23 protein-coding genes are annotated in these 22219 nt (G+C 44.8%); 6 read left to right on the forward strand and 17 right to left on the reverse strand.

Annotation, left to right across the window (positions count from 1 at the left end):
• The first annotated feature begins 114 nt into the window (after positions 1-114).
• Positions 115-990 carry a LysR family transcriptional regulator gene (locus AC3ITG_RS18410; RefSeq protein WP_489250940.1) on the forward strand — a complete coding sequence of 292 codons (876 nt, stop codon included), beginning with the start codon at positions 115-117 and terminating at the stop codon, positions 988-990.
• Positions 991-1080: 90 nt separating this feature from the next.
• Here AC3ITG_RS18410 and AC3ITG_RS18415 read toward each other — a convergent pair whose 3' ends face one another.
• The 9 genes from AC3ITG_RS18415 to AC3ITG_RS18455 all read right to left on the reverse strand — a co-directional run bounded on the left by AC3ITG_RS18415 (position 1081) and on the right by AC3ITG_RS18455 (position 11004).
• Positions 1081-2418 (reverse strand): LLM class flavin-dependent oxidoreductase, encoded by a 1338-nt coding sequence (locus tag AC3ITG_RS18415; protein WP_489250941.1) that lies wholly within the window; start codon positions 2416-2418, stop codon positions 1081-1083.
• A gap of 22 nt (positions 2419-2440) precedes the next feature.
• Positions 2441-3193: an amino acid ABC transporter ATP-binding protein gene (locus AC3ITG_RS18420; RefSeq protein WP_489250942.1), complete on the reverse strand. Its 753-nt coding sequence runs from the start codon at positions 3191-3193 to the stop codon at positions 2441-2443.
• Between the two features lie 19 nt (positions 3194-3212).
• A complete protein-coding gene (locus AC3ITG_RS18425) occupies positions 3213-3890 on the reverse strand; it encodes an amino acid ABC transporter permease (RefSeq protein ID WP_489250943.1) in 678 nt (225 codons plus the stop codon).
• Positions 3891-3911: 21 nt separating this feature from the next.
• Complete coding sequence (locus AC3ITG_RS18430) at positions 3912-4742, reverse strand: transporter substrate-binding domain-containing protein (protein WP_489250944.1); 831 nt, start codon at positions 4740-4742, stop codon at positions 3912-3914.
• 66 nt (positions 4743-4808) lie between these two features.
• Positions 4809-7082 (reverse strand): FAD-dependent oxidoreductase, encoded by a 2274-nt coding sequence (locus tag AC3ITG_RS18435; protein ID WP_489250945.1) that lies wholly within the window; start codon positions 7080-7082, stop codon positions 4809-4811.
• Positions 7072-8115 carry a Gfo/Idh/MocA family protein gene (locus tag AC3ITG_RS18440; protein WP_489250946.1) on the reverse strand — a complete coding sequence of 348 codons (1044 nt, stop codon included), beginning with the start codon at positions 8113-8115 and terminating at the stop codon, positions 7072-7074. Before AC3ITG_RS18440 ends, AC3ITG_RS18435 begins: the two co-directional genes overlap by 11 nt.
• Positions 8105-8899: a sugar phosphate isomerase/epimerase family protein gene (locus AC3ITG_RS18445; RefSeq protein ID WP_489250947.1), complete on the reverse strand. Its 795-nt coding sequence runs from the start codon at positions 8897-8899 to the stop codon at positions 8105-8107. Before AC3ITG_RS18445 ends, AC3ITG_RS18440 begins: the two co-directional genes overlap by 11 nt.
• A 148-nt stretch (positions 8900-9047) precedes the next feature.
• Positions 9048-9923: a helix-turn-helix transcriptional regulator gene (locus tag AC3ITG_RS18450; protein ID WP_489250948.1), complete on the reverse strand. Its 876-nt coding sequence runs from the start codon at positions 9921-9923 to the stop codon at positions 9048-9050.
• Positions 9907-11004: a dienelactone hydrolase family protein gene (locus AC3ITG_RS18455; protein WP_489250949.1), complete on the reverse strand. Its 1098-nt coding sequence runs from the start codon at positions 11002-11004 to the stop codon at positions 9907-9909. Before AC3ITG_RS18455 ends, AC3ITG_RS18450 begins: the two co-directional genes overlap by 17 nt.
• 343 nt (positions 11005-11347) lie before the next feature.
• On the opposite strand from AC3ITG_RS18455, the gene AC3ITG_RS18460 reads away from it, so the two are divergent.
• On the forward strand, positions 11348-12685 hold the full coding sequence (locus AC3ITG_RS18460; protein ID WP_489250950.1) for an amidase: 1338 nt from the start codon (positions 11348-11350) through the stop codon (positions 12683-12685).
• 99 nt (positions 12686-12784) lie between these two features.
• Here the strand turns inward: AC3ITG_RS18460 and AC3ITG_RS18465 are convergent, their stop codons facing one another.
• Both AC3ITG_RS18465 and AC3ITG_RS18470 read right to left on the reverse strand, forming a co-directional pair.
• A complete protein-coding gene (locus tag AC3ITG_RS18465) occupies positions 12785-13249 on the reverse strand; it encodes a DUF8821 family protein (protein WP_064637420.1) in 465 nt (154 codons plus the stop codon).
• A gap of 19 nt (positions 13250-13268) precedes the next feature.
• Positions 13269-13748: a GyrI-like domain-containing protein gene (locus tag AC3ITG_RS18470; protein WP_489250951.1), complete on the reverse strand. Its 480-nt coding sequence runs from the start codon at positions 13746-13748 to the stop codon at positions 13269-13271.
• A 108-nt stretch (positions 13749-13856) separates the two neighbouring features.
• On the opposite strand from AC3ITG_RS18470, the gene AC3ITG_RS18475 reads away from it, so the two are divergent.
• A complete protein-coding gene (locus tag AC3ITG_RS18475; RefSeq protein ID WP_489250952.1) occupies positions 13857-14819 on the forward strand; it encodes a helix-turn-helix transcriptional regulator in 963 nt (320 codons plus the stop codon).
• A gap of 186 nt (positions 14820-15005) precedes the next feature.
• Here AC3ITG_RS18475 and AC3ITG_RS18480 read toward each other — a convergent pair whose 3' ends face one another.
• Both AC3ITG_RS18480 and AC3ITG_RS18485 read right to left on the reverse strand, forming a co-directional pair.
• Complete coding sequence (locus AC3ITG_RS18480) at positions 15006-16037, reverse strand: ketopantoate reductase family protein (RefSeq protein WP_489250953.1); 1032 nt, start codon at positions 16035-16037, stop codon at positions 15006-15008.
• 43 nt (positions 16038-16080) lie between these two features.
• Positions 16081-16824, reverse strand: coding sequence for an acetoacetate decarboxylase (locus AC3ITG_RS18485; RefSeq protein WP_489250954.1), 744 nt, complete (start codon positions 16822-16824; stop codon positions 16081-16083).
• A gap of 161 nt (positions 16825-16985) precedes the next feature.
• Between AC3ITG_RS18485 and AC3ITG_RS18490 the strand changes: the two genes are divergently transcribed.
• Positions 16986-17870, forward strand: a complete 885-nt coding sequence (locus tag AC3ITG_RS18490; RefSeq protein ID WP_489250955.1) for a LysR family transcriptional regulator — start codon at positions 16986-16988, stop codon at positions 17868-17870.
• Positions 17871-17929: 59 nt separating this feature from the next.
• Here the strand turns inward: AC3ITG_RS18490 and AC3ITG_RS18495 are convergent, their stop codons facing one another.
• Together AC3ITG_RS18495 and AC3ITG_RS18500 are read right to left on the reverse strand one after the other, a co-directional pair.
• On the reverse strand, positions 17930-18445 hold the full coding sequence (locus AC3ITG_RS18495; protein ID WP_489250956.1) for a P-loop nucleotide/nucleoside kinase family protein: 516 nt from the start codon (positions 18443-18445) through the stop codon (positions 17930-17932).
• A gap of 29 nt (positions 18446-18474) precedes the next feature.
• Complete coding sequence (locus AC3ITG_RS18500) at positions 18475-19386, reverse strand: helix-turn-helix transcriptional regulator (protein WP_489250957.1); 912 nt, start codon at positions 19384-19386, stop codon at positions 18475-18477.
• 109 nt (positions 19387-19495) lie between these two features.
• On the opposite strand from AC3ITG_RS18500, the gene AC3ITG_RS18505 reads away from it, so the two are divergent.
• Complete coding sequence (locus AC3ITG_RS18505) at positions 19496-19960, forward strand: VOC family protein (RefSeq protein WP_489250958.1); 465 nt, start codon at positions 19496-19498, stop codon at positions 19958-19960.
• Positions 19950-20531 carry a YdeI/OmpD-associated family protein gene (locus AC3ITG_RS18510; protein WP_489250959.1) on the forward strand — a complete coding sequence of 194 codons (582 nt, stop codon included), beginning with the start codon at positions 19950-19952 and terminating at the stop codon, positions 20529-20531. The genes AC3ITG_RS18505 and AC3ITG_RS18510 overlap by 11 nt, the downstream gene beginning before the upstream one ends.
• 146 nt (positions 20532-20677) lie before the next feature.
• On the opposite strand, the gene AC3ITG_RS18515 is transcribed toward AC3ITG_RS18510, so the two are convergent.
• Both AC3ITG_RS18515 and AC3ITG_RS18520 read right to left on the reverse strand, forming a co-directional pair.
• Positions 20678-21646: a hypothetical protein gene (locus tag AC3ITG_RS18515; protein ID WP_489250960.1), complete on the reverse strand. Its 969-nt coding sequence runs from the start codon at positions 21644-21646 to the stop codon at positions 20678-20680.
• Entirely contained in the window at positions 21643-22137 is a 495-nt protein-coding gene (locus AC3ITG_RS18520; protein ID WP_489250961.1) for an RNA polymerase sigma factor, read from the reverse strand. The genes AC3ITG_RS18515 and AC3ITG_RS18520 overlap by 4 nt, the downstream gene beginning before the upstream one ends.
• Positions 22138-22219: the final 82 nt, after the last annotated feature.

The raw sequence follows: 22219 nt of genomic DNA on the forward strand, positions 1-22219 counted from the left end.
AATTCGGATTCCATTCTTTATAGTTTACATCGAGTTTATCCATCTTGTATAATCCGTAAATCAGATGTTACATATCATGATTTCAGATAGATTGTTTTCTAAAGGAGGGTCAACTTGGATATTCACTTGCTGGAGATTTTCATCCAAACCGCTCATGAAGGAAGTATTTCCAAAACAGCTAAAAGCCTAAATTATGCTCAATCCAATGTTACACACAAAATTCAACAGTTAGAGGCCGATCTTCAGACCGTCTTATTTTACCGTCACAAAAAGGGAGTTACGCTTACTCCTTCTGGACAAGTTTTAGTAGGTTACGCCGAAAAGATTCTAAATACCATTAACGAAGCTAAAGCCGCCGTAGGAAGCAGCTCCACTCCTTCAGGTCCTCTCATTATCGGTTCTATGGAAACAACTGCAGCAGTCCGGCTGCCTTCCGTTTTCGCGCAATATCATTTGAAATATCCAAATGTAGATTTCTCATTAGTTACAGGGCCAACAGAAAAGCTGCTTCATGGAGTCCTGCATTATGAACTGCATGGAGCTTTTGTTTCCGGTCCGATAGAACACCCAGATCTCACGCAGGACAAAGTCATTGAAGAGAGGCTTGTTCTTGTTACTTCACCCAACCATCCCCGGATACAATCGATTCATGATTTACAAAATCATACGATGCTCGTTTTTCCCAAAGGATGTTCATACCGAGCTAAGCTTAACACTCTCTTACAAGAAGAAGGATTATTGCCTGTGAAATTAATGGAATTTGGAACCCTGGAAACGATAATTGCTTGTGTTAGCGCAGGTATGGGCATTACATTACTGCCTTATTCCATCATTGCGGATTATGAAGTACGTGACAAGGTAACCTGCCACTCCTTACCGGAGAAGTATTCTTCAGTAACGACCATGTTTGTTAAACGAAAAGACACCCTCATTACACCGGCACTATCTGCTTTTTTAGATGAAACCATGAAGGAAATTCTCCAAAGCTAGATAGCTGTTATAGGAAAAGCATCAACAACAAATAAAGCAGTAGCTCAATGCTATTGCTTTATTTGTTGTTGATGGAAGTATACCTTCAGTTCATCCCTTGTAACTCGACGCATATCTATTGTGTGGGATCTTCAAGCCAAGATGACCCCTCAGTGTATCACTTTCATAATCCATTCGGAATAAGCCTCGCTTCTGGAGTACCGGTACCAGAAGTTGCGTCACATCGGCCAGCATACCCGGCACTTCACTGTGCAGAATAAACCCGTCGGCAGCACCCGTTTCAAACCATTCCTGCAACCGATCAGCTACTTCATCCGGCGATCCGAAAAAAGCCGGTTTGGGCTCAGCAAATGCCAGCACCGTTTGGCGTAGCGTTAATCCACGGTCCCGTGCTTCCCGCTTAATACGTTCAGTAAAGCTCAAAAAACTTTTGTGACCCAGGTTTCCTACATCCGGGAATGGCTCATCTAACGGATATTGTGTAAAATCATGAAAGTTGAAGAACTGGGCAAAGTATCTGAGCGCCTGATCAAATGAAATGAACGAAGCCGTTTTGGCATACTTTTCTTCGGCTTCCTCCCTAGATTTTCCAACAACAATATTGGCACTTGGCATGATGATCAACTCGTCGGGATTCCGCCCAGCCTGGCCAACCTTTTCCTTTAGCTCCTTGTAATAGCGCCTCGCAGCTTCAAGGTTGGTAATACCGGTCATAACCGCATCAGAGTTAACCGCAGAGAAATCCTGTCCATCTGTAGATGAGCCCGCTTGAAAAATGACCGGATGGCCTTGTCTTGAACGAGCAATGTTGAGCGGCCCTTTTACAGAGAAAAACTCTCCGCGATGATCTAGCGTGTGCAACTTGTTTGGATCAAAAAAGATCCCGTTCGACTTGTCTCGTACAAATGCATCGTCTTCCCATGAATCCCATAGTCCACGCGCAACAGTTAAGTACTCACTTGCCATTCGATAACGAGTGTCATGTCCCGGATGATCCTCCTCGGATTTGCCAAAATTAAGTGCTGCCGCTTGTATGCCGGTCGTCACAACGTTCCAGCCCGCTCTTCCACCACTAATATGATCGATTGAAGCCAGTTGACGAGCGGTTGTATAGGGATCGCTGTATGTCGTGGATAATGTCCCCACCAAACCGATACGTGAGGTGGCGTTGCTGAGCGCGGACAGCAGCGTCATAGGCTCCAGGTGATTTGCATAGTGCGGAGTGGATTTCTCGTTGATATACAGTGTATCAGCGATAAATACAAGATCTAGCTTGCCCGCCTCAGCGATCAATGCCTGTTCACGGTAGAAGTCGAACGCAATACTTGCATCCGAACGAACCTCTGGATGCCGCCATGCACTTACACTTGATCCGACACCATGTATCATTGCGCCCAGTTTGATTTGTCTGGGATTGGTTGTCATCATCAACCACCAACCTTTCTTGTTGTTAAGTATAATCTGTATCGAAGCGGCTAAGGAACTGTCTTACCCGCTCATTGCGACTCTCTCCGAAAAAATGGTCTGGTGTGCCCTCGTCACCAATGACGCCCTTTTCCATGAAAATGACACGATCCCCAACCTCTCTGGCAAAGTTCATTTCATGTGTCGCTACCACAAGTGTCATCCCTTCACGGGTTAGCTCTTTCATGACAAGCAGTACTTCTCCAACCAGTTCTGGATCAAGTGCAGACGTTGGCTCATCGAATAACAGAATTGCAGGCTCCATCGCAAGCGCTCGAGCAATACCGACGCGTTGCTGCTGTCCGCCCGACAGCTGTGCCGGGTAACGGTCGGCAAAATGAGCCAAACCAACCTTATCCAACAGCATTTTGCCTCGCCGCATTGCATCAATCCGATTCCACCATTTGACAACGATTAGCCCCTCAATGACATTTTCCAACGCGGTGCGATGGGGAAACAATTGATGACTTTGGAACACCATCCCCGTTTTTTGCCGGTAACGAGTTATTTCACGAGTTCGCTTTCCCCTCCCCTCTCCGAAGGTCATCCGCAGGCCATCCAGCTCCATTGTTCCGCCATCGGGCATTTCCAGTAAATTCAGACAATTAAGCAAGGTCGATTTTCCTGATCCGGAAGGGCCGATGATAATCGTTGTTTCGCCTTTGCCTACATTCAGCTCGATATCCCGAAGAACTTCTGTTGTTCCGAAACTTTTACATAATTGCGAGATTGTTAACATGAATTTTCCTTCTCCTCCTTTAAAGGGAATATTGCCCAAACTTCCTCTCCAACCTGTGCTGCAGAACGGTGAGTACAGAACAAATGGCCAGGTAGTACCCGGCCGCCACAATATAGAGCAACATCGGTTCAAAAGTGGAAGCCGCAATTTGCTTGGCTACGCCAAACAAATCCGGTAAAGTAACCAGTGCAGCAAGTGAAGATGTTTTAAACAGACTGATAAACTGACTGCTAAGTGGAGGAATACTGATCCGGGCAGCTTGTGGCAATATGATCCGTCTTAGAACCTGAAAGGGGGACATTCCCAGAGAGTAACCTGCTTTCCACTGTCCCTGAGGCAGTGACTTGATCGTTGAGCGCATAATTTCCGAGCAGTAGGCCGTTTCAGACACCGTAAGTGCGATGATCATCGTCGAAAACGCAGGGAGCACAATACCGAAACTTGGCAGTCCATAAAAGATAATAAACAGTTGGACGAGTATCGGCGTCCCTCTGACTATCCACACATAAAACCGCGAAGGTATCCAGAGATACGGTTTGTCAGATAACCCCGCTAGCGCAATAAAAAGCGCAAAAACCAGGGATAACCCAAAAGAAATAAGCGCGAGCGGTATGGTGTAGTTAATCATGCCCTGCAGCAGCGGCCACAACGAGTGGATAAAAATGTCCCACAATCTTTCCGAACGCTCCTGACTCATGTCGATCCCTCTTTCTTCCCTCTATTTCAGCACATTTTCTCCAAACCACTTCATCGACAATTTCTCGTATGAACCGTCCTCCTGGACACTCTTCAACGCCTTGTTAAACGCTTCTATAACAGTTCCATCTCCTCCTTTGACCAATGGTAATGCCACAAACTCCTGCGTATCCCCCTCAGCTGCTGCTCTCAACTTCAAATCCGTGCGACTCTTCTGAAGTTCAAGGAAATATAAATTATTAAAAATAATAGCATCCACCCGCTTTGTTTTGAGCAACTCGACGCTCTCGCCCTCCGGTACCAGCACAGCTCCATAGGATTCAGCCAATTTACCATAGATACTTGTATTAGAGCCGTACACCTTTTTGCCATTTAGATCCTCAAAGCTATTAATGTCCTTTGTCTCGTCCAGCACGATCAACGTAGGATACGCAATCAGATATGGATCGGTAAAATCGTACTTCTGCTTGCGTTCATCCGTTACACCGATTTGGTGGATGGAGTCAAAGCGACCCGCGTCAAGACCAGCTAACATCCCGTCCCATTCCGCTTCCTTGAACGACGGCTTTACGCCTTCGACCCGGTTCCATACCTCTGTTAAAAGCTCAATATCAAATCCCGTCAACGGACGCTCGTTGCTTTCTTCGTGAAACGCATAAGGAGGATAAGTTCCTGTAGTGGCGATGACAAACTCTCCCTTTTCCTTCAGCTTGTCCAATGCAGTTTGCTCAGCAGCTGGTGGGTTGGAAGGAGATGAAGCTTGGGACTCACTTGCTTTATTGTTTGAGCATGCCGACACAAAGAAGACCAGCATCAATGCTGCAATCCAAAATATGCTTTTACTTTTTATCATATCAATCGCTCCTTGTTGGATATATCGTTATACGTTTCGTTCGCGACGCTCTGAAATCAGTCAGACCTAGTAACATCGAATTTCGTAGATTGAAGCGCTCATAGTACCGTTTGTAGCATGAACAACAACTCGAATCCGCTCAGTCAGAACAGGTTCAGAAAGCTGATGCGAAACATGCCTCTGATAGTTATCATATATTTTGGCGACGGAACTCCACCCTTGGTTAGTCCACACTTCAATGCTGTAATCTCTGGGGCAATCGGGTTCGCGGAAAAAGGCAGGATATTGATTAACGTCCTGAAGCAAGTGACCTGGAAAAGTGATTTCCACAGTTTCAATCCGCTGCATTTCGTTCCAACGAAGCTCAAGCCACTGTGGAAGCTGCTGCCCTTGTTTCGAACGCCACAAATTGATCGCGCGGTGCGGCCTGGATACCCCGTTAACCGTTCTGGCTGGTCCGAACACCGCTTGTGGCGGTGATACGTAAAAACTCAATGTTCGCCCGTCCTGATGACTGCGCAGCCGGCCTTTGTCCACTTCGCTTGCAGAAGGTAGTCCCTGTTGAATACCTGCAGCATGAACCCACGATAGCTCCTTACTTCCGAACAGATCAAGACGAATATATCCGTCTTCGGGAAAGCTTTCTTGGCATTGTGCATCCAGTTGGATCTGCCACTGCACCCAGCCCGTATAGGCAGCTGGAACATGTAACTGCGCAGTAGCCAGTTGCCCTGCAACGAGGCCAAACCCAGATTCGCCTCCGGTTTCAATCCTGCGCTCACTCTCCTTCACAGTGTAATCCCAGATATGATCTGTACAATGCAATTCCGCGCAGAACGTTTGGGGATGGTCTGATACATTTGAGATCCACATGCCGATTGAATCTAATGAACCTAAAACCGGAATCCATTGACTGCGGCGAATGTCGAGCGATTCCGCCCCATCTCCCGGCTCCACAGTAACCAAAACATCTTCACTGCTGGCTGTGACTTCCGCAATACGGGCAAGATCCTGCAGATCTGTATTCGTCACATTTGGCAGGAAGCAGCCCCTACGTAACAGCCTCTGTTGCACCTCGGCAATGGCCAAGTCTGGTACATCCGGAATAGCAATGTTTTGTAATAAGGCTATGGCGGCTGCCGTTCCGGCAGCTTGTCCCATGACAGCAGTCGTCGACATGACACGAACTGTACCCAGAGCGGCATGCGTAACACTGACGTTACGGCCTGCCATCATCAGGTTGTCAATGTCCTTAGCAATCAGAATACGCAGTGGAATGCCATATGGACTAATGATTTCTCTCCCGCCTGGTAGCTCGCTCGTTGGTGCAAGCAGACCACCAGGGATGTGCAAATCCAGGTACCACCCTCCAAAGGCGACTTCATCAGGGAATTTGGTCCCTTGCTGAACATCGTGTTCGGTCATAAGGTAACGTCCGATAATGCGCCGACTTTCCCTTTTCCCCGGTATTTGACCAATCCAGTCGAGCGCATAATTCACCGCTTTGTCTCGTGTCATGGGATCTTTATTTTTAATCCAATCCCATACACCCAGGACATGACGTGTAAGCTCATGTCGAATCGTCTCTGCATCTTGGATCGTATCCCACGGGGTACCCAGCTCAAACCACCAGTACCCGGCTCTAATGTCTTGTGGGTTACGATTATGCTCATAGAAGAAGGTCGGGTCATCATAGTTCACAGCCCATGAAGGTGCCCGATAAGGTGCAGGTTTGCCTGTATCTCGTGCACGAAAATGAATAGAGCTGCCCATCGTATCATCGCTTGCCATTTCCGGTGCATGTTCTTCTCCGAATTCATCACGTCCTTCTGAACCCATCCGCCATTCGTTGCCGGCCAGTGCGGCAATCGTTCCATCACCAGTACAGTCGATAAAGATCCGTCCTTCAATTCGCAAGTCCGTCTCTGCACCCAGAATATGTCCGGTAATCGCCTCGATTTTCCTCTCCTCGCCCATATGTACCCGTTGTACTGTGGTGTTTAGATAAACAGTCAAATGCTCTGTCTGCACAGCCAAATCATACAATGTCATATCCCACACACTGTTCGTCCAACCATTATTGTAAAACTGTTCATGATTGTTGGCGCGATCCTCACAAATAAGCTCGGTAAGGATACCTGTTTCACGTGCATACGCATGAAATCTGCCAGCACCGTGCGGTGTAACGCGAATTTCCGACGAACTGTTGCCTCCAAGCACAGGTCGATCATGTAGCAGTGCAGTTATTGCACCCTCCCGTGCAGAGGCTATCGCAGCGCTAAGACCAGCCAGTCCCCCACCTATGACTACCACATCATATGAAATGATTTCACTCTTCATCTTTTCCTCCATTCCTATCTGTTGTAACTCCCGTATAACGGGATGCTCTCCGATAGACCGCTTCTGCCACTTCAACGGATTGAATTGCCGTTTTTATTCCGCCCGTAGGTTGCCGACCAGCTCGAATGCCATTAAAGAAGCCCGCATTCTCCTCATAAAATCCGTTAAACACATAAGGTTCTTGGCTCTCGGCATCGGTTACACCGCTCCAACAGGTCCTTCGTTGGTTGTCGACCCATAGTTCGGCTTGCCCCGGCGAATCATGTGATGTCCAGAAAGGAAGTTTAAGCTGTATGGAGACTCCTTCTCCTGATACAACCACTCGCTCATACACAGCCCCGGATACCGGATAATAGTTCAGACTGAACGTTAACCCGGAGTAAAATTCTCCTTCTAACGCCACATTGGTTACCGTGGCTCCCAACTGCGGCAGCTTCCTGTACTTTAGACGAATTTCCCGGTAATCGGAGCCCGCTAACTCCCGCAGCACGTCTATACCGTGAATCATCGTAACCGATGCATCTTCATCATCGATTCGACCAACTCTGCTTATGTTGTACGCAATATGATGAAGACGGCCGGCAGTATGCCACTCCTCCATCCAGCTTCGTGCCTCTTGGACAATTGGCATGTAACGACGGTTGAACGCGACCCGATTGGGAAGCTCGCTCCCGTCTGGACGCTTTGTGGCAGCAGCAATGCTCAGCGCCTCTTCCTTTGATACCCCAGGGGGCTTTTCAAGCAATAGCGGAAATCCGCGCTTCAGAATTATGATCGCCAGTGTCGCAATGTTAGAGGCTGGCACCAACAGGCAGACTGCATCGGGGCACTCTCGATCCAACGCTTCCTCTACACTGTCATATGTCCGGGCAAACCCAAACTCTGCTGCGAACGCAGCGGCTTTGACTGGATCCGCATCGACACAAGCGACAAGCTCTGTATTCGGATGCTCTGCCGCATAACGCCGGTAAGCAGGCCCATGTCCTCGCCAGGCAATACCTCCACATCCGACCACACAAATTTTAAACGCCATTCTCTTTCCGCTCCTTCGCCATTCTATCTGCATGCTTTAACGCTTCTAGCTCCCTCGGTAAGTGAATATCATAGGGCTCCCACTGAAACCATTCCCCGCTTAGATAACCTGAATAGCCAATTTCATACAAAGCACGTATAACTTCTGTATGAGCAATGTCCCCTCTGCCAATGGGACAATAGTGCGGATGCCCGTCCTGCCTTTTCGGACCTTCAATGCCATCATGCACATGTACGTGCTGAATCCACTTTCCCAGCATATGAACCACTGCTGCAGGGGAAGCACCTGCTTCATGCTGGGTGTGTAATACATCCCACAATACGCCCACATGAGGATGATTTACTCTTTGAAGTAAATCCAGAAGCGTATCCGGAGCCGACCAATCATCATGTGTTTCCAGAAGCAGCCTGACTCCATGAATTTCAGCAATTGAAGCCAGCCGCTCAATTGAAGAGACAACTCTATTCATTGCTACCTCTAGTGAATCTTCTGTAGCAATTCGTCCACAAAACAATCGCACAAATGGAATGCCTACTTCCTTCGCCAATATAATGGCCTGAACTGCATCCGCTATTTGATTCTCGGAATCTGCAGCCGTTGTAAACCGGGAGGAGACTCCCAAGACTGTCAGTGCAATGCCACTTTTAGCTACTTCACGCTTAAGAGCTGCACGCAAATCCTTATTAGCCCCCACTTCAATACCATGCGCATGACCTGCACCGCTGCGAATTTCTAGGCCACTATAGCCGTAATGGCTCGCCACTGCCAGCAATTCCGTCAACATCAGATGCGGAGCGGATGCTGTGTTAAATGCATATTTTATAACATTCCCTCCCTCTAACTACATTTGCGCACAGCGAATTAACCGGTGCCCAGCATCGTGGGCTCTAGTCACCGGCGTATATTTCACTGTATGAATGTGTGACCTCTTTTCAAACCTGCTGTGAACGTTTACGAAAAGCTTGCGGCGAGAGCCCCATTTTCTTCTTAAATGTTTTGCAAAAATACGCACTGCTGTTGAATCCGGTCTGCTTGCCGATCCGCATGACAGGAAGATCAGTTACCGAGAGCAGCAGGCAGGACTCACGGAGCCTGCGAGCCATAATATATTGGCTAAGGGTACAGCCCGTTTCTTCACTGAACAAATGCGAAGCATAGAACGGAGAGACATGCAGACTTTCTGCCAGCTTTTCCAACGAAAACTCCTCATGATAATGCTCCTCAATCCAATTCATCATATGTTCAATGTGGCGTCCTGCACGTTTTTCCGAAATCTCAAACGGTTTGTCCTGAGTGGATCTTTCGTATATCTTGCGCAAAGTTCGCATGAAATCCATCAGGAACAGAAGCAGTTCCTCCTGTCGCTCATACGAAGAAACCTCCGTCAACCTCTGTTTGAATTGTCCATACAGCCCGTCCAGGGAACTTGCCTCCTCTGGGGTTAACGAGAACAACTGGTGCTCCATTCTGCCTTTCCATATTCGTTGAAAAAAGGCATACAATGCCGGAAATAATGCAGCATATCGGTCAAATAAATAAGGATCAAACAACATTGGCGTACGTACATAAGGCGGATCCATCTTGAAGTGGTGAAGCTGATAGGGCTGAATGACAACAAGTGTACCGGGACCGATTGTGTGAACCTTTTGTTCCAAAATGAGCTGACCATGCCCCTCAAGGACTAACACAACCTCAATGCCCTGGTGTGCATTAATAATTTCCAAGTGACCCTCTCGAGTTTCAAGGCGATGAAAAAAAAGAAAGTTTTGCTCGACCAACTGAGGAACCGGATTAATTAGACGACTCATGTATACCCGTCAGCTCCTTGTGTAGCCAATCAAAGGAGTGCACTCCGCTGATTTCATGTCCACCTTCAAACACATCCAGCTTGAACCGATCCGCTACGCCTAATCTTTCGTAATACTGCCTCAACGCTTCTGCCGCTTTGAGCGCGCCTTCTAACGGAAAAAGGTGATCCTTTTTTCCAACCTCCAGAAATAGTGAGCGAGGAGCAATGAGTCCGATTAAGTCATACATATCACCTAGTTCGACAATGCCAGGGATGTAGTCACACATGCAATTTTGGTGGGAGAAGAAGTTACTGTCTTCATACGTGTTCGGATATCCGCTCAAGACGACCGATGTTAATCTCTCATCGAGCGCTCCCGCCAAATAAGCTACGAAAGCACCTCCCGATAAGCCCATCACTCCCAAACGATCTCCCGCGATCTCAGGCCTTGCCAGTGCATAATCTGCTGCAATTAACGTTTCCAATGCACGAACGCCAGCAAGTGTTTCTCCCAAATGGATTAAATAAGAGGATAGCTTGAAACAGGAGGAGTTGCTAATATCTCTTGCGGGTTTGTCCAACAGGATGTCCTCTGCCAATCGTCTTTCCCCGAAACCGAGTAGTTCCGGCACGATCACAGCCAGGCCCCGTTTTACTAGTGATAGCGCGAAATGTTTGTGAATGCCTGTCCCTTCAGGTTCGTCATGCCCTTCCGGCGTAAGTCCGACCAGTTCACGGCTTCCATATCCGTGGCCGTGCAGCGCCAGCACCGCGGGTACAGGGTGATCGGCAGAAGCAGCTTTTGGAAGCAGTACATAGGCAGGCATATGGAGTCCATCACGAGTTTCAATCTCAATCTTCTCTCGTATAAAGTGCCCGCAATCAATGGACTCTTTCCAGAAAGAAGGTGGTGCGTTACGCTTGTGATCTTTATTGTCTCGTGTAGTAACATAAGCTGACGGGACGCCAAGAATTTGGGCGAGCCGCTCTTTTCGTCTCTGCTGTTCGTTATCATTAAGAACATCCTGTAATCCGGGTGCCTGTTTCAACTTGCTCTTGTACAACGTTTCGATAAATGCATTGGGGGAGCCACTTCTCATACTTTCGCCCTCTTTCTGAACCATTTTAAATTTCTTCCAAATTACGACAAACCTATGATTAAAATTGTACTCCGTTGTGATCGAAATCGAGCCGCTAAACACTGTATTGAATCCATATTCCCGCCTGTAAGTTGGGATAAAATATGCATAGCAGCAAGGGATGATGTAACTTTTCAACTAGCATAGTATGAGTTATCCTAGAAGTAAAGTTGGATATCCAATCATAGCAATATGGTTATATTTAATCACAATGCAAGACAATGTTCGCAACATCATTCAATTTTTGCTCAACACGTTATCTCCCAGATCGATTATGCTTGAAAGCAGAAGGAAGTGATTCTTAATGAACCGTTATATTCCATGGACGATTGCCAGTGCGGGGCGCGCGTTTCGCGATGGGCGTCTATCGCCATTATTACTGCTGGAGTTGCATCTGCAGCGCATTCGGCATGACGAGGAACTCTATCACACATTTATTGTGGTCATGGAGGAAGAGGCTCGAGCTCAAGCACTTCAGGCCGAGCAAGAACTGGATAGGGGGCTGGATCGCGGTGCATTACACGGTATTCCAATATCGATCAAAGATATGATAGCGTATGCGGGTTTCCCGATGACGAATGGTTCAGGACGTACGCCCCCTTTCCTGCCGTCTACACATGCTCACATTGTAGACCAGCTTCTCTCAGCAGGCGCGGTGATCATCGGTAAATCCCATCTGCATGAATTCGCATACGGCAAACACAACCCCGCGTATGGTTCGACGAGAAATCCATATCGTTTGGATCGGTTGCCAGGCGGTTCAAGCTCCGGCTCTGCCGCTGGTGTTGCTGCCGAATTCGCTCTCGGATCAATTGGAAGCGATTCTGCAGGTTCGGTGCGGGTTCCGGCCAGCTTCTGTGGAGTTGCAGGATTTAAGCCAACTGCTGGTCGCCTCAGCCTGTCAGGAATTACACCGCTAGCTCCTTCGCTGGATCATGCAGGTATTATCGCCCGTACATGCGAAGACGCTGCACTACTATTCAGCGAGTTGGACCAAAATCCTGACAAGGTACCCACGCAATCTTTGACTGCGCCTCCTACATTTGGAGTCCCCCTCGCCTACCTGCAATCGCCAACCGACCCTGAAGTCCGCAATGCAATACTTGATACCGTTCGCATCCTTGAAATGCAAGGCGCTTCCATACATTGGCTTCATAACGATCTGCCCATTCAAGAAATCAAAGACAAAACATGGACGATTCTTCATTATGAGGCATACAACACTCATAACAATCTCTTATCGGATTGGGCAGAAGGCTACAGTGAACATTTACGAAGCAACTTAATGTTCGGACATGGGATCACAAAGGAAGAATATAATCGTTGTTTAGCTTGGCGCGATTCATTTTTTAAAGCAAAACAGCTTTTTACAAATGTGGATGTAATCATCACGCCTACATGCCCCGTCACAGCTGGACCCATTCATTATTCCAGTCCTGACAGGCCAACCAATGGAGAATTTACACCATCAGCCAATCTGTGGGGACTTCCCGCGTTATCCCTGCCGATCGGTTTGTCTAAGGAGGGTATGCCAATCGGTTTACAGATAACAGGTTGCAGCGAAGATGATAAAAATGTGTTGGCAGCTGGTATCTACATCGAACAGATTCTTGATGAATTCAACCTATGGAATCTGCAATAAGTATTTTACAAACTTTCATCTTTTCTCAAATGCTAAAAAGCCGCTGATCGTTAAGATCAGCAGCTTCCCAATGGCACCAAACATGCGCTTTTGTCCACTTCAATACTCTCTCTTGATAACAAAAAATGAGCCCCGGATGGTTCCAGCTAACTTAGATTTCTGTCTGGCAAACTTAAACTTGCCTTCCAACTCCGCTGGAACTTCCATCCCCTCAGAAAGCTTAAAACCCACGGCCCGCTTCTTAGGGTCATCCACCGTATACATGACATTGAGTCCAAGACCATCTTCATAAAAGACGTAGGAAAATCGAATGTTTTCTACTTGAAAAGCGGATGTTTCCAAAGGCTTGGCTGCAAACTCAATATCACGTTCTTCCTTCAAAATTCGTGTTACATAGTCAAGGGTGTCCTGACTTTCGCTAGCAGGAACAACCGTAAATTCATGCTTATATTTGTTCATAAAATAACGGGCTTCATTTGCACGTAAACCTGCAAGTGCTGCTGCTACTGGTGAAGACTCTAATCCGACCGTAGACACATTTTTAAAATCAACGATATACGACATTCCGATCTCTCCTTCAAGTTTATTTCTTAACAACAGGGATCCATATTTCACCAAATAACAAGCCGTTTCGTTGTCCCATCTCAACCGTAGTATTTGGCCCACCGACATAAGCATAATCCGTTTCCGTTGGAAGGACTTGACCAAAAGCAACCCCAGTAAGGTTATTACTTAACTCATCAGATGTTGCCCCTTCCCCCTTAACGATCAGGTATTCACCTTTAGGAAATTGGATCACTCTGGTTGCTTCTGGCAGTGTTTCTTCTGTCATGACGCCAGCATAATGCATCATCTTGTTATTCACCGCTTCGTTCACGGCAAAAATATAGTCATTTGTCGCTATTGCTTTTAAAGAGTCCAGACTTCCATCTTCTTTCACAGCCGACCAAAAATCAGCCTTTTCTTTGTTAATACCAGCATAGTCTGTGTAGTTACTCTTCAACTCAGTTCCAATACCCAAAACGATAAAGCTGTCTTTTTCTTCAAAATTATAATTACTCATTCGTAACACCATCCTCTTTTAAATTTATCAATGCATTTGTCTTTTCACTTGATGGGTTTATAATAACCTTAAATCATGTCAAATTATGATACTGTTTAGGAGGCCCCGATGAAAAAAGTTGAACGGATTAATATCATCATGAGGTATATTAACAACCGCGCTCACTTTACCATTTCTGAAATCATGCGGGAATTTAACATCTCTCGTTCGACTGCTATTCGAGATATCCGAGAAATTGAAGCTATGGGTATGCCACTTGTCGCTGAAGTTGGAAGGGATGGGGGTTATTTTGTCATGAACAACTCTGTCTTGCCCACGGTCCGCTTTACGGATAATGAAATTAAAGCTCTTTTTCTCGCCTTTATGGCAACCCGAAATCAACAACTCCCTTATCTAAAGAGCCGTCAGTCTTTAACCGAAAAGTTACTGGGCCTCATCTCCGAAAATCAGCAAGATGACCTTGTTCTTTTAAATCAAATATTGCTTTTTGAAGGGACCAACCCCCATAATCCCGACTTGCTTGATCTGTCAGACCTGCCCCACCCTATGTTGGAAAAACTCATTCAGCTTCTTCTAATAGAAAGCTCTTTGTTGGTTACCGTCCAAGAAGAAAGGGAAATAAAGTCGTATCCCATTTATCTTCTACACCTTTATCGCGAAAAAAGCTTATGGATCATTGAAGGCTTCGACTTAGAGGAAGAAAAGAGACGGATTTTATCTGTCGACAATCTCACCCATATTGAACCCTTTCCTACGAAGAAAAAGGTAAGTAAGAAAAAGATTTTAGAAAGATTAAGTAAGCAGGAAGAAATGATCAACCTTGTCCTTGAACTTGCTCCAAAGGCGATTGCACAGTTCAAGAAATACCATCCTTTAAAGCTTTCACTTTCTTATACGAACCCTTACCAAACTACAGCCGTGATAAAGACGTTTATTAACGTTCATCATGCAGAAGAATTAACCGAAATAACCAATTGGTTGCTTTTCTTAGGTGGAGATATCAAAGTTAAGGAGATGCCAGAAGAAATTTTAGCAGGTGTACAAGAGAGATTAAGCTTATATTGCCCTTAAGTAGCGGATAGTTAAAACCAGACTTTGAACTTAATCGTGCTTTTTATTATCTGCTGTTTCTACTGAGATCTACTATGGGACATTACCCCAATTCCCTAAGCTTTAAGGAAACGTTTAGCAATTAAAAAAACGCATTGAGGAATTATCTCCTCAACACGTTTTCTGGCGATCTACAAATCGCTTATATCATCTGTTATTGTTAAGCTCTTCAAAGCACTTAATATTAGTCTCGAAATCAGGCACAGTTTGAGATTCTTCAGCTTGTTTAACTAATCTTACAACCATATCATTATAAGGTGTTGAGATTTGTTTGCCTGAAGCTGACCGTGGAACTACTCCATTGATATAATCAATTTCGGTCTGCCGTTGCTTTTCGAGATCCTGTAGCATGCTTGCTTTTAACAGTCTGGAGGACTCCATGAGAACCCGAAGTGTTTCCATTCGTTCCGGGATGTCCTTATCACTTTGTATTTCCAAAGATTCAATATTAAAGCCACCCATCGTGGCAAATTTCACACCATTTGCGTGTCCAACTTTGATTGTTTCATCGGCAATACGGACGGCACTTACAATACTAATATCATGATCAAGCACAACGCCATACTCCACGTTTAGTGCTGCAGATAGACCGCTAAATGCATTGTTAATAAGCAATTTAGACCACTTCGTGCCCACCAGGTTATCGGAAATATGTGTTCCACCCACAAGGTCTAGTATAGATTTGATCTGTTGAATTCTTTCGGTTGTTTCACCATTTAATTCGCCAATTTGAAAAGCGTACTGCTTAAAGCGATTGAACTCTGTTGTAAGTCTCGATACTCCCGGTTCAATAAACGTAGCACCAAATTCAACAGATCCGGCAATGACCCGTTCTCGGCCAACAATGGAAGCCACCTTTTCTTCAGGGATACCGTTTTGCAAGGAAAGCACAACACTTTGGTCATCTAAATACGGCAACAGGTCTTTTAGAACGGACTCGTTATATAGCTGTTTAGTTAGAAGCAAGACTAGATCATAAGTTCCTGACATGTCGTCAGGAGTAATGGCCTTCACCTTTGCCTGAAAATCCGTAGTGCCAGTAATTTGGGCCCCTGTCTGGTTTAATGCGTCCACATGTGCTTGATAGACATCGATCAACTCTACATCTTGTCCGCCGGCAGCAATATATGCACCAGCAATGGTTCCTAAGGAACCTGCTCCTAAAATTGCAATTCTCATATGAATTCCCCTACCTTTTCTTTTTGATTGCTTTTAATGACGTTTATTTTTCATCAGCTAAATAATCATATATAACTGTTGGAGAAGGCAGTGAAAGCTCTGTGATGATATGGGAAGCCGAAACAACCTCAATTACAGGCAAATCTGCCATCGGCGCAAGAGCATGAGCGAATAGCTCCAGTCTTGCAGGGCCTGACCAGGCACCTTGTATTTTAATATCCGTAATTTGGCTCCGGACCAATTCACAGATTCTTGGATATCCGTCATAACCAGGCATCTTTTTCAGCATATAATTTGGTTTAACAATCTCTTGTAGCGCCTCCGAATGATCAAGTGGAAAATGCTTATATCCCATGGTCGCGGTAGCCACTCTCAAAGAGCCATAATCCATAAGCCCAACCAATGTGTCGGAATCTACATACAAACTGGGTTTGCCCATTTTTTTAGGATAGGCACCTATTTCCCTGCCTGATGCGATTGCAGGAAAACTGTCTACGTACATTGCGTGGAGATAGTCTCCTTCCTCCCCTTCAAAGCTCACAGGTATCACCTGACCACATTCTGTATAGGAACCAAGGCCTGTTACATCCGGCATTTTCATAATCTCAAACTTTACAAGCGGAGAGGTAACCTCCAATGGCTCCGGAACGATTTTTCTTAAGCGTTCCAGATCAGTTCTATATAAAATGTTCAAGTATTCGCGATTATAAAAACGATATGGTCCCAAAGGAAATGCCCCTGCATCCAGCGGAGTTGTAAATTGCTTAACCACTTCTTCCTTTCTCATCTGAACGACACCTTCCGATCTCTAATTTCTTCATTCTGTTGTCTGATTTCTCTATCGAAATGATGATTACAAAACCCATTTTACATCTCAATTTACATTTAATCTAATACATGATAATATATAAACTTATTTATTCTAATAAATATAAGGGGTGCACTATAGTGGAGCTGCTTCAATTGAAATACTTTCAGACAGTCGCTTATACAGAACATATTTCTAAGGCTGCCGAACAATTAAATATTGCTCAGCCTTCTTTAAGCCTGACGATAAAGAGACTTGAGGATGAGTTGGGTACAACCTTATTTGATCGGAAAGGGAGAAATATACAATTGAATGCATCCGGAAAAATCCTCTTGAACCATGTCAACAGGATCTTCACCGAAATTGAAAATGCAAGAATGGAAATACAGACGAAGGATATGGCAATTGACCATACCATCAAAATATCGATTTCAAATCCGAGGTTCCTATCTGGATTGATCAGCAGGTACATTACCCAGTGGCCGGATACCAATATACAACAGGGACTCGGAGCTAGAAATGACATCCTTGCAAGCTTAAAAAAAGGGGATATTGATTTGGGGATCGCAGGTCCACCTATAGCGGACGATGAGATTGAAAGTTGTGTCCTTATTAATGAAGATATCGTGCTAGTTTTACCATCCACTCACAAGTTTGCGACAAAATCTGAAATTTCGTTAAGTAAAGTGGCCGATGAATCTTTTATTTCCCTTGCTAATAATGAGGAATATAGCTTTTTTACAACCGAGCTTTGCAAAAAAGCAGGATTCACTCCCAAGAATATTTTCGAGGTAGATTCTCATTTACTGGCGGAAATTATTAAGGTCAATCAGGGTATCGCGTTGCTCCCTATTTCGGTCTGTAGAAAATTGGATTTGAATTACGTCAGAATCGCGGATATTAATCCCACCTATCCAGTAGGACTATCTTGGGTGAAGGATAGACATTTATCTTCTTCGGCCAGAAATTTCCGGGACTTTATTATTGCATATTTTAATGATCATTACGCATTGTACAAAGTTTGAAAAACTACATATTCGGAGCATTCTGTGACTTTTTGCGACTTGAAATTAGTCATTGGTTTTCATCTATAGTGCTGTAAAATATCATTTACTGATTGCTCAGGGGACTGATCCGAACTATCGAGCCAAAATCCGATTTGAGGCGTTACCTTCAAGAAGTCTGAATACAAATTCTCTACCGTGAAGCCAGTGTACCCAACTTTCCCTCTTGATTTTTCACGCTCTTTTACCACCTCTACCTTAGGACACAGTACAACTAACTGAACCGGGTAATCCTTTAACTGCTCCATCATATAGACTAATTCCGCACCGTAGTAATTATCCTGCAAAACAACAGAAAAACCATTCTCATAATAGGTTTTTGCGGCATTTGCGGCTAACCGATAACGCAAATATAATTGATGGACTGCTTCTTCCGACGGTTCAGCGGACATGTCTTCGCGTCCGGATACAATCATGCGACGGAATATATCGCCACGCAGATGCACGGCTTTTCCCAGCTTGGAAGCCAGCAACTCCGACACTGTTGACTTACCAGAAGCCATTACGCCTGTAATTAAGTAGATCACTTTTTCCATAACTAAATACCTCCTTAAGAAATGGGTTCTTAGACATATTTATTTATCATGGCATTTAGAAACTCTCGAAACTCTTCAACATATGCTTTAGGTTCTACGATTTCCAAATCCGTTCCGAAACTAGCTAAGAACCGAAATCCAAAGTGGTTTTGCGGCATATCTATTTCGGCTATAAGGAGTTCAGAATTGTAGGCTACAATCCTTTTTTGACCGTATCTTTCAATAAATTGATCTTTTATTCGATGTGAGATCAATGCTTTAATTGTAATTAGTTTCGGTTGATAATATTGCTCTGTTTTCTGTTCAGTCAGATAATCTCTAGCAACAAATGTTTTAATATCGATGTTCAGATTATCCGTTCTGGACAGTTTAAAAGTTCGATATTCCATTCGATCTAAACAAAACCCCTTCAAATACCAACTCATTTCACTAAAATGAAGCTGGTATGGCTCAACCCGTCTTTGCGACTTGACTCCACTTTGATCTATATAATCGAATGTAAGTAACCTTCCTTGCTCTATTGCTTCCTGACAAGTCTTTAAGATTTGGACAATTTCAGGACGACCATCCCAATTATAAAAAGACAGTTGAATTGTACCTCCTGAAGTCGTTGAACCTATCATCGATTCAATCTTTTTAAGCGTTGATTCTACTTCGTCACTAAAGAGAATTTTCCCTAATCCGCCCAGTGCAGTTAGTATATTTTCTAAGTCTTTGCTACTTAAAAGTCGTTTGTCTATTTTGTATTCATCCATAATCCCGTATCCACCGTTCACTCCATTTATAGAATAAATGGGAATGTTAGATAATCCGAGTGTTTCCATATCACGTAGAATCGTTCTTTTGGATACTTTGAATAATTTAGCAAATTCGGTGGCTGATACCACATTCTTTTGCAGCAAGATCATTATGATGGATATTAATCTTTCAATTTTGTTCATGATAGTCCTCTTTAGGTAAATAAATTTTGATCATAGCTATAATAGGTGACAATCTTGCTGTCACCTATTATAGCTTACACTTCATGTATTACAAGAAGGAGGTTTTATCATGTCAGTTATTGCATATTTAAATTTTGATGGGAACACAGAGCAGGTCATCGCGTTTTATTCAGAAGCTTTAAACGCAAGTGAGGTAAAAAAAGTGAAATTCAAGGATTTTTCACAAGATCCAAACTACCCTTTGCCAGAAAATGAGTTGAATATGATTATGGAGTCATCGTTAGAATTCGCTGGTGGAAAAATAATGATGTCGGATATTCTTCCTTCGATGAAGAACGTAACGGGTGAGTTGGTTAAAGGTAACAATGTAATCATTAGTGTCATTATTGATGATAAACAGGCAATGGAAAATTACTTTTCTAATTTGTCTGTAGGTGGCTATGTGATCATGCCATTATCAGAAATGCCTTGGTCTTCCTGCTTCGGAATGTTGGTTGATAAATTTGGTATCGTTTGGAAGTTTAATCGCGACGCTGATACATTCCTGGATAGCGTAATTTCTAATGCTACTTAACGAACTGCTTCCAGCAAAGTCAAAAAGCGAATTGAGATCTTGGTTTCAAGAACATTGTTTGACTGAAAATTCTTGCTGGGTCGTTGTGAGTATGAAATCAACACCAAGTACGTTGATGTATCTGGATGCTGTTGAAGAAGCCTTGTGTTTTGGATGGATTGATGGACAAAAAAAGAAAATTTCCGAGACTCAATTAGCTCAAAGGCTATCTCCTAGAAGCAAAAAAAGTTCATGGACTGAATTGAATAAAGAACGGGCCCGTCGCCTTGAATCGTTGGGATTAATGACAGATGAAGGTCGAAAGGCTCTCCCTGATCTCAGTTACGAATCATTTAAAATTGACCCTATTATTGAGCAGAGGTTGAAAGAGGAAACGGATGTGCATCAAAATTTTGCGGCATTTCCAGATCTTTATAAAAGAATTCGAATCGACACCATCCAAAGCTATAAAAATCAACCTGAGTTATTTAACAAAAGATTAGATAAATTTATAACAAACACCAAACAAAATAAAATGTATGGCAATTGGAATGACAATGGACGCCTTTACACCCAAAACACCTCACCTTGAATATTCAAGGTGAGGTGTTTCATGATAGAAAGCGGCATGATCGAAATCGGAATTTAAATATTTCAATTATCATTTGAAATTTTATCAGTCAAAAAAATCAGATTGGTGGATTTGTTTCATTGGATTTGTTGAGTCAAACTCCATGATTATTCACCCAGGTTGTTCCAGAACGCTTGGAAGGCACCTTTCTCGATTTCGAAGAATACCGGTACATTGCCGTAACGCACCAGACCTTCCCCAAACAGGACTAATTGGACCTGCGTCTTATCTTCGAGCGTCAGGTAGATGATCTTGCGATCTTCCTGCCCGTAAAGGCGCTCCTCCAGTTCAGGGCTAGTTGCTACCGGTTTGGCAGCGTATAGCGCTGAGATAAAGTTGTTCAGCGATTTGTCTGCTGCGAGCGGCTGCAGCTGCTGCAAGCCGTTGTTCCAGCTGGCAAAGGTCTCCCACTGCGCCGAAGTGACGTTGCCTTCGAGGTGAAGCTTGCCGATCAGGTCTTTGCCGCTGCCGATAGTGATGCCGTTGCTCTGGTCAAACATTTGGGCGTACATCTGACCGTCGATCTCGGTGTAAGACATGATGCGGAAATTCGTGTCGTAGCCGTTGACCGCATAGATGTCCGCTTCTCCAATGTTGGAGGCCAGCTCCGTGTACTCACCCTTGTCGCTCAGCTCATGAATGCCGCCGGTCGTAGTACCCAGCTTCTCGCCTCGTAGGGCAAGCGCATCCGTACCGTCAAGCGATGTAGCAGACTGTGTATAGATGTTGCCCTGATAGACCACCAGTTGAACCATATCGGCCTTCACACCATTCTTGGAATCCGGCAGCTCTGTCTTCGGAATCACCACCGGGTCGAATGATGCGCCCGGAGTGACCTGTGCCACCTGCGTCGCTGGCGCGGCCGGTCCACTCACTTGCTGCCATATGCTTGGCGCCGCAAGTCCAACACTAGCAGCAATGACGAGGCTTGCTGCAATATATAGAGGTTTTCGCTGGCGCTTTTGTTCATGGCGTTGTGTGTTCAAGGTTTGCTCTATCCGTTTTTTCATTTGGTCATTTGTTTTCATATGGTCCACCGCTTTCTTATAATTTCGTTTGAATTGTTCATCGTTCATTGGGGTTCTTCTCCTTCCAGCTCCAGTTTTAACAGCTGTCTTCCCCGCTTCAATCGCATCTTCACTGCAGATTCGCTGATCTGTAGAATCTCGCCGATTTCCCGGATCGGATAATCTTCGTAATAGTACAAATGAACCACCGATCTATACTTGACAGGCAGTGACAACACGAGTTCGATCAGTGCTTGATCTTCGGGGTTGTCTGCTGTAAGGGGATCTTCTCCCTCCAGCTTGACCTCCCGTTTGCGCCAGCCTCTGCCTAATAAGGATTTACAATGATTGGTGATGACCCGGATCAACCATGCTTTCTGATGTTCTGCATCGTTGAACGTAGGGGCTTTTTCCATTAACTTGATGAAGGTATCCTGAGTGGCTTCCTCCGCGTCCTCTCGCCTACCGAGGTGCACCATGGCAATCCGGAACAGCGTATCCGCGTAAGTCTCATAGACTTTCATCACATGATCTCCCCGTTGGGGCACTGATCGCTGCATGGTTGTTCTGCCCTCCTTTATATCTCTAACACTCTCAAGGACGGCATTTGGTCACATTTTGTTGTAAATTTAATATTTAGAT

The organism is Paenibacillus sp. GL_099_B (assembly GCF_057835695.1).

Bases quoted from the DNA above. Each gene is read 5' to 3' on its own strand.
- AC3ITG_RS18420 (WP_489250942.1), bottom strand. From the start codon at position 3,193: ATGTTAACAATCTCGCAATTATGTAAAAGTTTCGGAACAACAGAAGTT.
- AC3ITG_RS18495 (WP_489250956.1), bottom strand. From the start codon at position 18,445: ATGGAAAAAGTGATCTACTTAATTACAGGCGTAATGGCTTCTGGTAAG.
- AC3ITG_RS18485 (WP_489250954.1), bottom strand. From the start codon at position 16,824: ATGAGAAAGGAAGAAGTGGTTAAGCAATTTACAACTCCGCTGGATGCA.
- AC3ITG_RS18500 (WP_489250957.1), bottom strand. From the start codon at position 19,386: ATGAACAAAATTGAAAGATTAATATCCATCATAATGATCTTGCTGCAA.
- AC3ITG_RS18435 (WP_489250945.1), bottom strand. From the start codon at position 7,082: ATGAAGAGTGAAATCATTTCATATGATGTGGTAGTCATAGGTGGGGGA.
- AC3ITG_RS18475 (WP_489250952.1), top strand. From the start codon at position 13,857: ATGAAAAAAGTTGAACGGATTAATATCATCATGAGGTATATTAACAAC.
- AC3ITG_RS18480 (WP_489250953.1), bottom strand. From the start codon at position 16,037: ATGAGAATTGCAATTTTAGGAGCAGGTTCCTTAGGAACCATTGCTGGT.
- AC3ITG_RS18520 (WP_489250961.1), bottom strand. From the start codon at position 22,137: ATGCAGCGATCAGTGCCCCAACGGGGAGATCATGTGATGAAAGTCTAT.
- AC3ITG_RS18450 (WP_489250948.1), bottom strand. From the start codon at position 9,923: ATGAGTCGTCTAATTAATCCGGTTCCTCAGTTGGTCGAGCAAAACTTT.
- AC3ITG_RS18460 (WP_489250950.1), top strand. From the start codon at position 11,348: ATGAACCGTTATATTCCATGGACGATTGCCAGTGCGGGGCGCGCGTTT.
- AC3ITG_RS18505 (WP_489250958.1), top strand. From the start codon at position 19,496: ATGTCAGTTATTGCATATTTAAATTTTGATGGGAACACAGAGCAGGTC.
- AC3ITG_RS18470 (WP_489250951.1), bottom strand. From the start codon at position 13,748: ATGAGTAATTATAATTTTGAAGAAAAAGACAGCTTTATCGTTTTGGGT.
- AC3ITG_RS18440 (WP_489250946.1), bottom strand. From the start codon at position 8,115: ATGGCGTTTAAAATTTGTGTGGTCGGATGTGGAGGTATTGCCTGGCGA.
- AC3ITG_RS18445 (WP_489250947.1), bottom strand. From the start codon at position 8,899: ATGTTGACGGAATTGCTGGCAGTGGCGAGCCATTACGGCTATAGTGGC.
- AC3ITG_RS18415 (WP_489250941.1), bottom strand. From the start codon at position 2,418: ATGATGACAACCAATCCCAGACAAATCAAACTGGGCGCAATGATACAT.
- AC3ITG_RS18465 (WP_064637420.1), bottom strand. From the start codon at position 13,249: ATGTCGTATATCGTTGATTTTAAAAATGTGTCTACGGTCGGATTAGAG.
- AC3ITG_RS18510 (WP_489250959.1), top strand. From the start codon at position 19,950: ATGCTACTTAACGAACTGCTTCCAGCAAAGTCAAAAAGCGAATTGAGA.
- AC3ITG_RS18455 (WP_489250949.1), bottom strand. From the start codon at position 11,004: ATGAGAAGTGGCTCCCCCAATGCATTTATCGAAACGTTGTACAAGAGC.
- AC3ITG_RS18425 (WP_489250943.1), bottom strand. From the start codon at position 3,890: ATGAGTCAGGAGCGTTCGGAAAGATTGTGGGACATTTTTATCCACTCG.
- AC3ITG_RS18430 (WP_489250944.1), bottom strand. From the start codon at position 4,742: ATGATAAAAAGTAAAAGCATATTTTGGATTGCAGCATTGATGCTGGTC.
- AC3ITG_RS18515 (WP_489250960.1), bottom strand. From the start codon at position 21,646: ATGAACGATGAACAATTCAAACGAAATTATAAGAAAGCGGTGGACCAT.